The 15,149-nt window shown below is 70.2% G+C and carries 9 protein-coding genes; 1 reads left to right on the top strand and 8 read right to left on the bottom strand.

The annotated features are described in order from the left end of the window. Window positions 1–95 precede the first annotated feature (95 nt). From EFY87_RS20325 to nudC, 5 genes are all read right to left on the bottom strand, one after another. On the bottom strand, window positions 96–938 hold the full coding sequence (locus EFY87_RS20325) for a PucR family transcriptional regulator (protein ID WP_158607617.1): 843 nt from the start codon (window positions 936–938) through the stop codon (window positions 96–98). Window positions 939–2,294: 1,356 nt separating this feature from the next. Beyond that, complete coding sequence (locus EFY87_RS12310) at window positions 2,295–2,582, bottom strand: WhiB family transcriptional regulator (RefSeq protein ID WP_123271912.1); 288 nt, start codon at window positions 2,580–2,582, stop codon at window positions 2,295–2,297. Between the two features lie 202 nt (window positions 2,583–2,784). Beyond that, window positions 2,785–3,063, bottom strand: coding sequence for a hypothetical protein (locus EFY87_RS12305; protein ID WP_123271784.1), 279 nt, complete (start codon window positions 3,061–3,063; stop codon window positions 2,785–2,787). Window positions 3,064–3,250: 187 nt separating this feature from the next. Beyond that, window positions 3,251–5,377 carry an ATP-dependent DNA helicase UvrD2 gene (locus EFY87_RS12300; protein ID WP_245988616.1) on the bottom strand — a complete coding sequence of 709 codons (2,127 nt, stop codon included), beginning with the start codon at window positions 5,375–5,377 and terminating at the stop codon, window positions 3,251–3,253. 8 nt (window positions 5,378–5,385) lie between these two features. Continuing rightward, window positions 5,386–6,306, bottom strand: coding sequence for an NAD(+) diphosphatase (nudC, locus tag EFY87_RS12295; RefSeq protein ID WP_245988615.1), 921 nt, complete (start codon window positions 6,304–6,306; stop codon window positions 5,386–5,388). A gap of 41 nt (window positions 6,307–6,347) precedes the next feature. Here nudC and EFY87_RS12290 point away from each other — a divergent pair, with 41 nt between their 5' ends. Next, window positions 6,348–7,544, top strand: coding sequence for a phosphotransferase (locus tag EFY87_RS12290; RefSeq protein WP_123271781.1), 1,197 nt, complete (start codon window positions 6,348–6,350; stop codon window positions 7,542–7,544). A gap of 113 nt (window positions 7,545–7,657) precedes the next feature. Here EFY87_RS12290 and EFY87_RS12285 read toward each other — a convergent pair whose 3' ends face one another. The 3 genes from EFY87_RS12285 to EFY87_RS12275 form a co-directional block, all read right to left on the bottom strand. Next, a complete protein-coding gene (locus tag EFY87_RS12285) occupies window positions 7,658–8,473 on the bottom strand; it encodes a 3-oxoacyl-ACP reductase family protein (protein WP_123271780.1) in 816 nt (271 codons plus the stop codon). A gap of 121 nt (window positions 8,474–8,594) precedes the next feature. Further along, complete coding sequence (locus tag EFY87_RS12280; protein ID WP_123271779.1) at window positions 8,595–11,945, bottom strand: ATP-dependent helicase; 3,351 nt, start codon at window positions 11,943–11,945, stop codon at window positions 8,595–8,597. Next, window positions 11,945–15,055 (bottom strand): ATP-dependent helicase, encoded by a 3,111-nt coding sequence (locus tag EFY87_RS12275; protein ID WP_123271778.1) that lies wholly within the window; start codon window positions 15,053–15,055, stop codon window positions 11,945–11,947. The genes EFY87_RS12280 and EFY87_RS12275 overlap by 1 nt, the downstream gene beginning before the upstream one ends. Window positions 15,056–15,149 lie beyond the last annotated feature (94 nt).

Here is a 15,149-nt window from a genome sequence, read left to right as displayed (position 1 = left end):
GTTCGGGACCTCATGCATTCAGACGAACTTCCCGCGCCAGGTTGTCCAACCGCACGAAGGAGCGATGCTCATGCGCCGGTCTCGAAGAAGTGGTCTCAGGTCCTGCCCAGCCGGAACTGCAACATGAGATGAAACCTCGTTTCGGCGTCGCCCAGATCGATGCCGGTGATGCCGACCACCCGTCCGAGTCGATATCGGAAGGTGTTCTTGTGGACGTGCAGCGCCGCTGCCGCCGTCGCGACGTCGCCGAAATGGTCGAGCCAGGCGCGCAGTGTCATTTCCAAAGCGGCTTGATGCTGCTCGTCATACGCCCGCAAGACCGCAATCGGACCCGCCAAGGCCATGTTCTCGCACGCCATCAGGTCGGAGAGCTGCATCACCAGCACATGCGCCTGCAGATCGGCTGCTATCGCGACGCGCTGGGACAGATCGGGCGTCGTGCACAGCACTCGAAGCGCAAGATCTGCTTCCTTGCGAGACTCCCTCATCTCCGCCACTCCCGCGACGTGCTTTCCGATCGCGACGACCACTTCGTCGCACTTGCCAGCCCGCCGAGCGAACTCTTCGGAAAGCCGGCGCAACTGCTTCATCTCCGGCGGCCTGTCACCGTGGGCGGGGATCACCGCATAGGCCGTATTGTCGACGACGGCGGTCACTGCATCGGGAATCTCCGGGTTCAGCCACATCCAGAGTGAATTTGCCAGCCGGTCCAGCTTGGCAGAAGCGGTTGCACCGTCCGCGGCAGGATCATTCCGCACGCCGACTGCGAGGATGCAGCCGCCGGAGATGTTGCGGTTCATCTTGCCCGCCATGCTGACTGCAGTGGGGCCACCGTCGATCAGGCTCGTCACGACAACGGTCCTCATGTGGCGGGACGAGTCCGCCGCCACGCGGCGACGCAACATCGCGATCGCCGCAGTGCTTGCTGCTTCGATCATCGCCGACGCTCGCAATCTGCCGAGCGGCTGGTCAACGATCGCCCAGAGGGACCCCATCACCTCTGTGCCGGCCCGAATCGGCATTGCTGCTCGTGGGCGTACGCCATCGACGAAGGACGGCACGAAGATCGGTGCCGTCGCGGCATACAATTGCCGAAACACACCTGCCTCGACCATCGGATCGTTGTATTTCGAAGGGACCTGGCGACCCAGCACGCTGGCCTTGCGTGCGTCGTCGGCGTCCGCCTGGTCTGCGGAGAACGCGACAATGCGCGAGCTGACGTCCTCGATGGTCACGGGTGTGGTCAGCAGGGCTGACAGTGAGTTTGCCACTTCGAACAGGTCAAGTGCGTCGGCAGCGGACACCGCCGCAAGTCGCTCACCCTCGCTGCCTCGATCTTCGAGCATCCTGGCAACTTGCATCCAGGACGCTCCACGAACCAATCCGAGCACGACGACACCGCTTTCGGTCGCCAGCCGCTCGAGGTCAGCACCAACCACGACAGGCTCTCGGACGATCAGAGCGGAAGCCTCGCTCGCCTCCACCTGACGAACCAACTGCGCGACGTCGTCATCCCCGCTCACCCCTACAGCGAGCACGACGGCTCCCGCCGGGACGGGTGGCGGGTCAGCAGCGTCGTACAACACGGTGGACTCCACGGGTCGAGCGCGATCCAGTGACCCGGCCCGTACCGTAAGCAACGTCAGCCCGAGCCGCTCAATGATCGTCCCGAGGGTTGTGTGACCACTAATCAGAGCACCTCTTCGATGAGTGAAGGTCAGCTGTCCTGTCCGCACGGCGCAGGGGACGGATGCCAGAGCGACACCGGGCTTCGGCCGCGCAGGACTGCGAAAATCATCGTCCCTCGCAGGGCGCATTTCAGCACGAACACCCAATGCCGGTGATTTGTCTCAGGCGATGGAACCCCGCGACCCCGGCCGGCGTGCAAGGAGCCGAAGCAAAAGGGAGCGCGAGGCGACGACCACGACGGGTGGGGGCGGCAGCGAGCCTGCGAGCGACGACCCCGGCCGGCGTGCGAGGAGCCGAAGCCAACAAAACAGCAAAGCCGGCCGCGGTGAGCCGCGGCCGGCTTTGCGATCGGGTCGCCTGCTGAGGGCGACATATGGGCGTTCATCGACGGGGTGTGGTCGGCGGGGGAAGCACGCGGGTCAGGTGCGTACTTCGCCTGGTCGCCGGTGGCCCCGTGGGCGGACGAGGTCGGGTCGGTTCGACCCGCAACAGCTGGAACATGGTGAAAGCTCTTTCGGGATGGGCATTCCGGCACGACCAGTGGTGTCCGGAAGGGACACACCGGTCGTGCGGCATACCGGTGTCGGAACGGGTGCGCACGGTGATCACGCGGCCACGGTCTGCTTGCGCGGCCGGCCACGCGGACGCTTGCGAGGTATGACGACGCCCTGTGCGAACAGCTCGCCACCCCAGACGCCCCAGGGCTCGGAGCGGTCGATCGCCCCGGCGAGGCAGGCCTCGCGCAGCGGGCAGCTGGTGCACAGTGCCTTGGCGAACTCGACGTCCTCCGGCCGCTCGGCGAACCAGAGTTCGGGGTCGTTCTGATGACAGGGCAACTGCTCGCCGCATTCGACGGCCAGCTCGGTTGCGTCCATCAGGTCGGTCAACGTCATCGGTGGCACCTCCTTGTCGCGAGGACCCCTGGTGCGGGGCCCGTTCAGCTCGGCCTGTGCCTGGTTGGCGCGGACCGGTCGTTCGGTGGTCATCTGCTCGGGCATGGAGCTCTTCCTGGTAGTGGTCGACCCGCGACATACAAAAAGGCCGCGGACCCTGGTGTCGGGTTCCGCGGCCTTCGATGAGGACCTTGTCGTCTGTTCAGACGGGGGGCCTTGCGAAGAGGGAACACCGGACACCGCCGGCAAAGTTGGAGTTGTGGTAGGTCGGGACGCCGCGCTTGGCACCGAGATCGGCGACCGAGATGCCGTCGACGGCGCGCTGGCGCACGGCCATTCCGATGACACTGCCGGCGGCGGGCGCACTGATCCCCTGGATCCGACCGCGGGACGTAGCGAGCTGGACACTCGTCATCAGCGGAAGGGCAGACGTCATGGCGGTGCGCTCATCGCACGGCAGCATGATGGTGATGTTTTCCACGTCGAACCCCTCCTCTCGCTTTCCCGGACCTCGCCACGTCGCCTGGACGCGCGAGCTGAACAGCCAACAGGCTACGACGCGCCCGCACACGCGAGCAACTGAATTAACGAGAAATCTTCACCGGACTGGCGGAATTTTCGAACACGTTGTGCGACAACATGTTTCAACGCACTCTTGGCTTGAGAGATCATGCACCGGCCTGTTGTGCCGCGACGCATTCCTCTGCGGCGACTTCGGGATCGGCCCCGCCGAGCACCGACAGCACCGCGTCGCCGTAGGTGTCGCGCTTGTGCTTGCCGACACCCGAGACCTGTGCCAGGCCGGCCAGATCTGTGGGCCGCTGCTCGGCAATCGCGATCAGCGTCGCATCGGTGAAGACGACGAACGCGGGCACCTTGCTCAGCGAAGCGACGTGCAGCCGCCAGGCCCGCAGCGCTTCGAACTGCGCCTCGTCGTAGGTCGACGGGCAGTCCGCACACCGGCCGATCTTGCGCTCCGCCGCGGATCCAAGCGTGGCGCCACACGTGCGGCAGACCCTCGGCTTGGCGGCCTTCTTGACCGGACCAGCGGTCGCGCGCGGCGCGCTGCGCGCGCTCGGACCGAGCAATGACGCCGCGGCGTCGAGGAAACGGGACGGCCGGCGACTCGCGCGGCCGCCCGGGTTGCGCGCTGCCGCCCAGCTGAGCAGCAGGTGCTTGCGAGCACGGGTCAATCCGACATACAGCAGCCGGCGCTCCTCCTCGATCGCGGCCGGGCCCTCGGCGAGCGAGATCGGCAGCAGTCCGTCCGAACAGCCGATGAGGAAGACGGCGTCCCACTCGAGGCCCTTGGCGGCGTGCAGTGAGGCGAGCGTGACGCCGTCAACGGTGGGGGCGTGCTGCTCCGTGGCGCGCCGATCGAGCTCGGCGACCAGTTCGCGCAACCGGAAGTGCTCGTCGGCCCCGCCGAGGTCGTCGGCCAGCTCGGCCAGCGCGTTGAGCGACTGCCAGCGCTCCAGCACCGAGCCGCCCGACGGTCGCTGCGGCGACCAGCCGGCGGCGGTGACGATGTCGCGCACGAGCTTGCCGAGCGGCTCGCTACCGTCGTCGCCACGCACTCCGCCGCGCAACAGCACCAGCGCCTGACGCACCTCGGGGCGCTGGAAGAAACGTTCGCCGCCACGCACCAGATAAGGGATGCCGGCTGCCGACAGCGCCTGCTCGATCGCCTCACTCTGGGCGTTGACGCGGTAGAGGACGGCGATCTCGCTGGCCGGAACACCTTGGGACAGCAGCGTTTTCACTTCCGCGGCAACGTATGACGCCTCGGCCTCGTCGTCACTGAACTGGCTCAGCCGAGGCATCGGGCCGCCCTCACGTTGGGCCTGCAACTGCACCGACTCGGCCCGCCGGGTGCCGGACTGCAGCACCAGGTTGGCCAGCGCCACGACCTGCGGCGTCGAGCGGTAGTTGCGTACCAGCCGCACGGTGCTCGTGCCCGGGCGGCGGCGCGCGAAGTCGAGCAGATGCTGTGGTGTCGCGCCGGTGAACGAGTAGATGGTCTGCGCCGGGTCGCCCACCACACACAGATCGGGGCGGTCCCCGACCCAGAGGTCGAGCAGGGCCTGCTGTGCGGCATTGACGTCCTGGTATTCGTCGACGACGAAGTGCCGGTATTGGCCACGCACCGTGGCCGCGATGTCGTCGCGCTCGGCGAGGATGCCGGACATCAGCAGCAGCACGTCCTCGAAGTCGATCACCCCGCGGACGGTCTTGACCTCCTCGTAGGTCTCCCAGAGGCGCGCCATCGCGGTCAGGTCGAGGTCGGCCGGCGAGCGCCCGGCCTTCGCCGCCCGCGCACGGTAGGTGTCGGGCGTCAGCATCGACACCTTAGCCCACTCGATCTCGGCGGCCAGATCGCGGATCACCACCCGGTCCAGCTCCAGCCGCAGTCTCGCCCCGGCCTCGGCGACCACCGGAGCCTTCTGCTTCAGCAACTGCGGGATCGGTCCCCCGATCGCCTGCGGCCAGAAATATTGCAACTGCCGCAAAGCCGCTGCGTGGAAGGTGCGCGCCTGGACGGTCGGCAGCCCGAGACCGCGCAGCCGGGTGCGCATCTCGCCTGCGGCGCGTGCGGTGAAGGTCACCGCGAGCACCCGGTCGGGGCGGTAGGCCCCCGAGAGCACGCCATAGGCGATGCGGTGGGTGATGGCGCGGGTCTTGCCGGTGCCCGCGCCGGCGAGCACGCACATCGGGCCGAGCGGGTTGCTCGCCACCTGCCGTTGCTCCGGGTCGAGGCCGGTGAGCACGGTGTCGGCCGGCGACGGCTCCTCCATGGCTGCCGTCATTGTGACTGCCGCAGCATCGCGTTTTCGTCGGGTTGCGCGATCGGCGCGCCATACCAGTGCTCGATGAGGTGCCGCGCGATCGACAGGCGCGGCGACAGGTGCACGTCGCCGGATGCGACCGCGGCAGCCAGCTCCGGACGGGTGAACCAGCGGGCCGCGGCGATCTCCTCGGGGTCGAGGGTGAGCCCAGTGGTCGTCGCGCGGCAGGTGAAACCGACCATCAGCGATGCCGGGAACGGCCACGGCTGATCGCCGAGGAATCGCACGTCGGTGACGGACACCCCTACCTCCTCCATGACCTCGCGGGCGACGGCGGTCTCCAGCGACTCACCGGGCTCAACGAAACCAGCCAGCACCGACATCCCGTTGCCGGCGAAGTTGCGGCCCCGGCCGAGCAGCAGCCGGTCGTCGGCGTCGGTGACCGACATGATGACCGCCGGATCGGTGCGCGGGAAGTGGTCGCGACCGCAGGCGTCGCAGTGCCGGACCCAGCCGGCCTCGGTGACACGGGTCGGTGCCCCGCACTTGGAGCAGAACCCGGTGACGGCGTGCCACCGGCCGATCCCGGTGGCCGTCACCGCGATCGGCACGTCGTCCGGGTGCAGGCGCATTCCGAGAAAGCGCAGCCCGTCCGCCGGCACCTCGTCGTCGCGGTCCCGCAGCACGGCGAGCACTTCGCGCCCGGCGACCTCCCCGACATACACCACCAGTTCGTCGCGGTCGGTCGCCTGCGGCGCGCGGTAGTGCAGCCGGTTGCCGGTGTTGGGGAGGCGGTCGCCATACACATCGAGCACGGCGGTCGCGGGTTGCGCGAGGAGCGACGCGATCAGCTCGGGGTCGCGGCGGCGTAACGCGTGCCGGTCGAGGGTGCGGCTGTCCAGGACGAGATCGAAACGAGTTTGCGAGGCTGCGGGCACGCCATCCAGGTTATGCCGTCCGTTCGGCATACCGTGGGGCCGTGCTCCGCAGTCCGCTCGCCCTCGCCGCTCTCGCGACCGCCGCCGTCCCGCATTTCGACCCGACCAGCGTGCAAGGCACCTCGTCGGCGGGCGACGATCGCTTCCAGATCGCCTACGTCACCACCTCCGACGGCACGCAGTGGGTGGTGCGGGCCGGGCTGAGCACGGCGGCGGGCGCCCAGATGGAGCAGTCCGACGGCTTGTTGCGCCTGCTGACCAAGCGAGTGCCGTTCTCAGTGCCGCGGATCGAAGGCATCGCGACCACCGACGACGGCACCGTGGTCGCCGTCCAGCCGCGGCTGCCCGGCGCCTCCCTGGTATGGCGAGAGCTGCAACCCGGGTCGGTGATCGCCCGCAGCATCGGCCGCGCCCTGGCCGCGGTGCACGACGTCGATCCGCGCGCGGTCGAGGAGGCGGGGCTGCCGGCATACGACGCGGACGCCTATCGCGCCCGCCGCCTGGCGACCCTCGACCGCGCCGCCGCCACCGGACACGTCCCGCCCGGGCTGCTGTCCCGGTGGGAACGCGCGCTGGAGGAGGTCGCGTTGTGGAAGTTCGCCACCTGCACGGTGCACGGCCCGCTGGAGGGGTCGCACGTGCTCGTCGACGGCAACGAGGTGTCCGCGATCACCGGCTGGGAGCAGGCCGCGGTGTCCGATCCGGCAACCGACTTCGCGGTGCTGTCGGTGCTCGCGGAGCCGGATGCTTTCGACACCGTGCTGGAGGCGTATGCCGGAGCGCGGCACGACACCATCGACCCGCACCTTGAGCGCCGCGTGCGGCTGGCCGCCGAGTTGCAGCGTGTCAACGCGCTGATGGACGCCGTCAGCAGTGGGGATGACGAGCTGGTGCGCCGCCGGGCTGCGGCGCTGCGCCGGCTGGAGGAGCACGTGCAGGACGACGAGTCGTTGCTGCCGCCGGCGCCCGGGCGAAGGCGGATGCCGGAGGTCGAACCCGCCGAGCCCGCGCCCGAGGTCGATCCGGACGACATCGAGGTGGTGGAGTTCGAGGACGCCGGCTCCGACGACGAGACGGTGGAGATCCCGGTCGCCCGGCGCCCGGAGGGTACGACGCCCGAGGACAGCGCCGCGGACACCGGGTCGCCCGAAGACAGGGCCGCGGACGAGGAGCCGCCCGACGACCAGGAGCCCTCGGCATACCCGATCGACGAGGGCGAGCCGGATGACGAGAAGTAGCGTCCCCTGCACCGACCGGGGTACTTCCGCATCGACCGGGGTACTTACCGACCGGATTTCCGGACCGCGTTCTACCCCGCTCGGTGAGTTTGTACCCCGCTCGGCGTGTCGCGCTACATGTCCATGCCGCCGTTGACACCCCACACGGCACCGGTGATGTATGACGACTGGTCCGCCGCGAGGAAGTGCACAACGCGCGCGATCTCGTCCGGACGCCCGAGCCGGGCGACCGGGATCTTCGCCTTGATGCCGTCGAGCACCTTCTCCGGGATGTGCTCCAGCATCTCGGTCGCGATGAATCCGGGCGCGACGGTGTTGACGGTGATGCCGACCGAGTCCTCGTCCAGCTTGCCGGCCCGCTTGAGCTGGAAGCACGCCTCCAGCGCGAGGGTCTTGGTGAGCCCGAAGAGGCCGGACTTGGACGCCGCGTAGTTGGCCTGGCCGATGTTGCCGGTCTCGCCGATGACCGACGAGATGTTGATGATGCGGCCGGACCCGCGCTCGATCATGTGCGGCAACGCCGCCTGAGCCATGAAGAAGGCACCGTTCAGGTTGACCGCGATGACCTTCATCCAGTCTTCCGCGGTCAGTTTCAGCACCGTCTTGTCGATGGTGATGCCGGCATTGTTGACCAGGATGTCGAGCCGCCCGTGCCGCTCGATGACCTCCTGGATCGCCGAGCGGCAGTCGTCGACCTCACCCACGTTGCCCTGTATGGCGGACGCCTCGAAACCGTCACGTTCCAGCTCGGCGATGAACTCGCTGGCCTTGGCGGCGTTCGAGCTGTAGCCCGCCGCGACAGCCGCCCCTTGCTCGGCGAGACTGCGGCTGATCGCGGCGCCGATGCCGCGAGTTCCGCCTGTCACGAACGCAACCTTGCCGTGCAGGCGAGGCCGTCGCGGGGTCGTGGTGTCCGATGTCTCGGTCATGGTGCCTCCTCGAGCGGCCTGCGTCCCGGGTGGGGCTTACGGTGAGCCAGCTCACGTTTCCGAGGCTACTGCGCAACGAGTCGGCGCGGACCGGAATGGGCGAGGCCGTCCCGCAGGACGATCACCCCGGGACGGACCCCAGCAAGTGCGCGATGGCGTCGTCGGCGGGCAGCCGCGGCCAGACCGTGTCACCGGTCGCGGCGTAGTAGAACGCCGCGTCCACCTGGTCGGTCGGTATGCCGCGCAGGCGCGCAAAGGCGAGGCGGTATGCCGCGAGTTGCAGCACTCGAGCCTGCATCGCCGCACCGGACGGGCGGGAGCCGGTCTTCCAGTCGACGATCACGAACCCGTCGTTGCCCCCAGCCGGACCGGACGGCACGGCGTCGCGCGCGAAGACCGCGTCGATGCGGCCCCGGATCGCCACTCCGTCGATCCACGTCTCGACGGAGACCTCGATCTCGACGGGGGTGCGGGCCGCCCACTCCGAGTCGAGAAAGCGCTCCTTCAGCGCCTCCAGGTCGACATCGCTCGCGTCCTCGTCGGCCGATCCGGGCAACTCGAAGACGTCGACGAGCGCGGCCCGGGAGTAGTGCTGCTCGATCCAGGCGTGGAACGCCGTGCCCCGCCTAGCCGCTCGTGCGGGTGGCGCCGGCATCGGCCGGCGCAACTCGCGGGTGAACTCGGTGGCATCCTCGGCCAGCGACACCACCGCGGATGCCGACAGGTGGCGCGGCAACAGCACCGCACCATGCCGTCGAGTGCGTGCGCGATCGCGTTCGCGCAGCAGGAGTTCGATCTCCTGCTCGCGGTCTTCCAGCGGCAGCAGCGCCTGGCTGTCACCGGTCATCGCCGACTCCACCAGCCGCACCCCGTCGGCCAGCTCCGCGCGGCGCGCAGCCAATGGGTCGGTCGGCCACAGGGCGGCGGCGTCGCGATCGTCCCGTGGATCGGCCACCTTGGTGTCGCCCGGCTCCGGCTCCGGCAGCGGCTCCCACGCCTGAGGCTGGACGAGCCCGGCGTCGATCAGTTCCGTCAGGTAGCGCGACGTGATCCGCGGTGTGGCTGCGGTTGCCCACACGCTTGCCGTCAGCAACAGCTCCGATCGCGCTCTGGTGAACGCCACGTAGGCCAGCCGGCGCTCTTCGTCGAGTCCGTGTTGCCCTGCGACGGCACGGAATTCGGCGATGGCGTCGCGCAACTCGGCGGCGTCCCCCGCTTCCGCCCAGCGCAACTGCGGCAACCCTGCGGCATCGCCGCGCAGGTCGAACGGCAGCCCGTCGATGCCCCCCGTCCACTCGGCCGCATTCACGGCCCAGCTGGACGGGTCACCGGGTTTGCCGTCCTTGCTGATCTTCCAGCCGTGGTAGTCCGCGCTCCAGGTCACCAGCCCGGAATGGTCGGGGAAGGTGCTCTCGATCAGACCGGGCACCGCGACGAGGTCCCACTCCAGACCCTTGGCCGCGTGCACCGTCAGCACCTGTATGGCGCGAGGCTCCGCCTCGAGATAGGGCCGGTCGAGCCCGCGCTCCTCCCGCTCCGCGGCGGCCAGCCAGTCGAGGAACCCGCCGAGCGTCGGCCGGTCCGAGGATGCCGCGAAACCCGCTGCCACCTCAGCGAATCCGTCGAGGTGGACACGCGCCGTGTCGGGTGTCTGGCCGGGCCGGGCGAGCACTTCGATGTCGAGCGCCAGCGCCCGCTCGGCCTCCACGACCAGCTCGCTGAGCGGCAGCCCCGTCATACCCCGGAGCCGGCGCACCTCGCGGGCCAACCCGGCAAGTCGCTCCAGCGCGAGCTGACTGATCCGCTGTCCGGACGGGCCGCGCCAGTCGGCGTCCGGCAGCTCGTCGACGGCCTCGATGATCGAGGCCCGGTCGCGCGTCTCGGTTTCGATGTCGGCGCCCGCCGGAGCCGTCGGCCGGTCGCGCCGCTCCAGAGCGCGTGCCCACTCGCCGAGCCCGTCGAGATCGGCCGGTCCCAGCCGCATCAACGGCCCGGTGAGCAACCGCATCAGCTGGTCACCACGCGTCGGATCCTGCACTGCCCACAGCAAACTCACGATGTCGGCGACCTCAGGGGTGGTGAGCAGACCGCCGACACCGACCACCTCGACCGGCAGGTTGCGCGCCTGCAGCGCCTCCACGACCGGGCCGAACTGCGAGCGTTTGCGGCACAGGACCGCCGCCGTGCGCCCGGTCCAGCCGCCGTCCGGCGCAATGTGCCGCTGCGCGATCCACTCCGCGAGGTATGCCGCCTCCGCCTCCTGGTCGACCAGCCGCGCCGCCATGACTGCACCCTCCCCCGCACCGGGACGCGGCTGCAGCGTTTCTACCGGCACCGTGCTGGCCGCTCGCAGCGGGCCGGAGACACGGTTGGCCGCACCCAGGATGTGTGTGTCGTTGCGCCAGCTACGCGACAGCTGAAGGACATTCGCGGGACCTGAGGCGTCGGCGAAGAGCCGGGGGAACATCGCCAGCGTCGTCGCACTGGCGCCCCGCCAGCCGTAGATCGACTGGTTGGGGTCGCCGACGGCGGTGACCCGCACCGCGTCGGCCACCTCGTCTCCCCCGGCGTGCAGTGATCGCAGCAGCACCATCTGCGCCTCGCTGGTGTCCTGGAACTCATCGAGCAGCACTGCCCGGAAACGTCCGCGTTCCAGCACACTCAGCTCCGGGAAGCTGCGCGCCAGATGGGCGGCCAGCGCCATCTGGTCGGCGAAGTCGAGCGCGGACCGCTGCCGCTTCAGCCGGAGGTAACGCTCCACGATGGGCACGATCTGCCGGCGCGCCGCAATCGACTCGGTGACCTTCTTGATGTCGCCGCCCGTGACCTTGGTCGGCCCTTTCGGCGGCAATTGCGCTGTGTCCGTGAGGAATTGATCGAGGTATTGCTCCAGGTCCGCGATGCTCACCAGGTGCTCGGCGAGTTCGCCGGCGAGGTCCACGACGGCAGTCGTCACATTGGCCGCAGCCGAGGAGACCAGGTCCATCGGGCCGTCATACGACAGGACGGCCTCGGCGGCGAGCTGCCAGGCCGCGGCCTCGGAGAGCAGCCTGGACTCCGGCTCGATGCCGAGGCGCAACCCGTGCTCGCCGACGATCCGCCCCGCGTAGGAGTGGTAGGTCTGCACGGTGGGCAGTTCGGCGAGCGCCTCGGTGCCGTCCTCGGCGGTCGGCAGCCACAGCCCTTCGCGCCGCAACCGGCGCAGGCGCAGGCCGATGCGCTCCGCGAGCTGGCCCGCGGCCTTGCGGGTGAAGGTCAGGCCGAGCACTTGGTCGGGTTGCACGTGCCCGTTGGCAACTAGCCACACGACGCGGGCGGCCATCGTCTCGGTCTTGCCGGATCCGGCGCCGGCGACCACCAGCAGCGGCGCGTCCGGAGACGCCTCGGTCACCGCGATCTGCTCGTCGGTGGGCCGCGGCAGCCCGAGAGCGGTCGCGAGATCGACTGCGCCATAACGGTTTCCGGCAGACATCAGGATCGGGCGCCTTCCGGCTGCAGCGGGCAGCTCTTACGGACGGCGCAGGTGCGGCATCGCTTGTTGAGCTGGGCGGTGAACGTGGCGGCCGACATGCCGTCGGCCGTTTCCTCGATCAATTGGTAGGCCCAGCGTGGCTCGGTCTGCTCCTCCAACGGCGCCTGCACCTGGGTCGCGGCGGTCTTCCCGGCCGCCTTGCCGACCTGCACCAGCGCCGCGCCCCCGGAGGTGGTCCCCTGCTCGAACCCGCCTTCGGCGATCGCGACCTGGTAGGCGCCGAGCTGCGGATTGGTCTCGAGTTCGGCGGCGGTGGGCTTCGACGACCCGGTCTTGAGGTCGATCACCCGCAACCGCCCGTCCCGCTGCTCCAGCCGGTCGACCCGCCCGGTCAAGTGCGCCCGCCCGACCAGCACGTCGAACGGGATCTCGACACCGACCGGCGCCCAGCCCTGTGCCCGTGCCTCGTCGAGGTAGCCGACCAGCCGGGTCAGCATCTGCTGCGCGGTCGTGCGCTGCTGCTCGGACACCCAGCTGTCGCCGAGCCCGAGCCGTGCCCAGCGCTCGTCGAGGGCGGCCGCCATCGCCTCCGGGTCGGAGTCGGCGAACTCCTGCGCCACCTCGTGCACCAGGGTGCCGAGGGCTGCAGCTCCCACGTCCGGCCCTTCTCCGCCGGCCGACGTCAGCAGCCAGCGCAGCCCGCATTCACCGAATGACTCGACCCGCGACGGGGACACCTGCACCCGCTGATCGGGTGCCCGCAGCGGCCGGTCGTCGGTGAGTTCGCGCAGTGCCCACCATTGCGCGGGGTCCGCTCCGCGCACGCCGGCCGCGGCAAGCCGGGCGAGTTGTGCGGCGGCTCGGGTGCGCTGCTCGCCCGCTCCGACCGCGAGCTCCTGCCGAAGCTCGGCGACGACCGCGGAAAGTGTTGTCGGCCTGGCGACTTCGGTGAATTCGCGCAGCGCGTCAGGGTTGTCGGGCCGGTCGAGCGGGTCCACCAGGTCGAGGTATGGCGAGGGCTGCTCGTCCTCGCTGCGCACCGCCGTGACCAGCAACCGCGCGCTCGCCCGGGTGACCGCGACGAGGAACTGACGTGTCTCGTCATACCGCACCGCCGTCTGGGCGGCGCGCCACGAGTCGCCACGATCGGCGAGCACGTCGACGAGGCGTTCGGAGCCGAGCAGCGAGCCGCGCAGCCGCAGGTCCGGCCAGACGCCCTCCTGCACCCCGGCGACGACCACGAACTGCCACTGCCGGCCGGCCGCGGCCTGCGGGGTCAGCAGCGTGACCGCCTCGTCGTCGGGTGCGGCCGGGACGAGCCGGTCGCCCGGCACGTCCTGGCTACGCACGTGCTCCAGGAAGTCCAGCGGCGCGGCGCCCGGCAGCCGGTCGACGTATGCCGCGGCGTCGGAGAAGAGCGCGACGATCGCGTCGAGCCGCTGGTCGGCACGCGTGCCGTCGCGTCCCCCGGCGAGCGCCTGCGCCTGCCACTCGGCGGCGAGCCCGCTCGCCTCCCACATCGCCCACAGGACGGTCTCCGCGGTGGCACCGGTCGCGACGGCCGCCTCCTTCCCGGCCCGTATCACGTGGGCGACCCGCAGCGCCGGCGCCGCGACCGGCCCGAGCAACTCCAGCCACGGCAACCCGGTCACCGCGGCAGCCAGCAACTCATCGGAGGAGCGCGTGCCGCCCGCGCCCAGCTCCTCGCTGCGCAGCGCCCGGCGCAGCCGGCGCAAGCCGATCGCATCTGCAGCGCCGAGCGGGGAGGTGAGCACGTCGGCAGCGCCCTCGGGTGTGATGGGTTCCGCCGCGTCGTGCAGCAGGGCACCGATGGTCTCCAGCAACGCGAGGAAGGGCCGCACGGCCGGCTCGTCACGCAGCGGCACGACGGTGGGAGGCGAACTCACCGGCACGCCCGCCGTCGCGAGCGCACGGCGCAGGCTGCCGGCGCGGGCCTGCCCGCGGACGATCACCGCTTGCTGCGACCACGGCACGCCGTCGAGCAGGTGGGCGCGGCGCAGCTGAGCCGCGATGTGTGCAGCTTCCTGAGGCGCGGCGCGCAGCAGCGCGACCTCGACACGACCGCCGGGTCGCGTTGCGACTGCTCGGTGTTCAGCTCCCGCGACGGTGCCGATGCGTTCGCTGACCAGCATCGCCGCGGCCCGCAGCTCCGCGGGCTGGCGGTAGCCGACGGGCAGCACCTGGTGGTCGGTCGCTCCGAATGCGGTGCCGAGCGCACCGAACATCAGCGGGTCCGCCCCGCGGAAACCCTGCACGGCCGCATCCGGATCACCGATCAGCACCACTCGGGTGCCGGGCGCAACCACCAGCCGGAGCAACCGGGCCGCAGCCCGGGTGAGCTCCTGGGCGTCGTCGACGACGACGAACCGGACGTCGTCCTGCACCCGGCGGCGGGCGTCCGGGTCGGCGTCGAGCAGGTCGGCCGCGGCGGACAGGATCCAGGCCGGATCGAACGCGCCGGGACGAGATAGCGCGGTCACCTGGTCGTATTCGTCGAGCACCTGAGCGGCAGCTACCCACTCGGGGTGGTCGTGGCGGCGGCCGAGACCGGCGAGCTCCTCGGCGGTGAGTCCCCACTCGACGGCGCGCATCAGCAGGTCGCGCAGCTCGCCTCGAAAACCCCTAGTGGGCAACGCGTTTCGGACAAACTCGGGCCACTGTGGCGGTATGCCGTCGCCGGCCGCGTGCCCGGCGAGCAACTCGCGCAACACGACGTCCTGCTCCGGTCCGCTGAGCAGTCGCGGAGCGGGGTCGCCGGCCAGGGCCGCGGCCTGCCGCAGAATCCCGAAGCCGAGCGCCTGATGGGTGCGCGCGAGGGGCTGGGTCGAGGTGCCGCGCAGGCGTGCGGTGACCCGGTCGCGCAGTTCGGCCGCGGCGAGCCGGGTCGGCGCCAGCAGCAGGCAGTCATCGGCGCGCAACCCGCGCTCCACCGCGGCGACGACGCACTCGACCGCGAGAGTGGTCTTGCCGGTGCCTGGCGCGCCCAGCACCACGGTGGCCCGGTCCGTGGCTCCGCGCACGGCTTGTTGGACCTCGTCGAGATCCGGCGCGTGCACCGACAACTCGGGCCCACGTCGCAACTCCAGCACGGGTTCATCACATCACGCGCCACCGACATACGGTCGGGACTGTGCCCTTCGCGCTGTCCCGTTCTCGCGACCGTCGCGCTTTCGGGACGCTGTC

This window comes from Flexivirga caeni (assembly GCF_003724155.1).
Lineage (GTDB): Bacteria > Actinomycetota > Actinomycetes > Actinomycetales > Dermatophilaceae > Flexivirga > Flexivirga caeni.
This window is presented reverse-complemented; position numbering and strand designations above follow the sequence as displayed.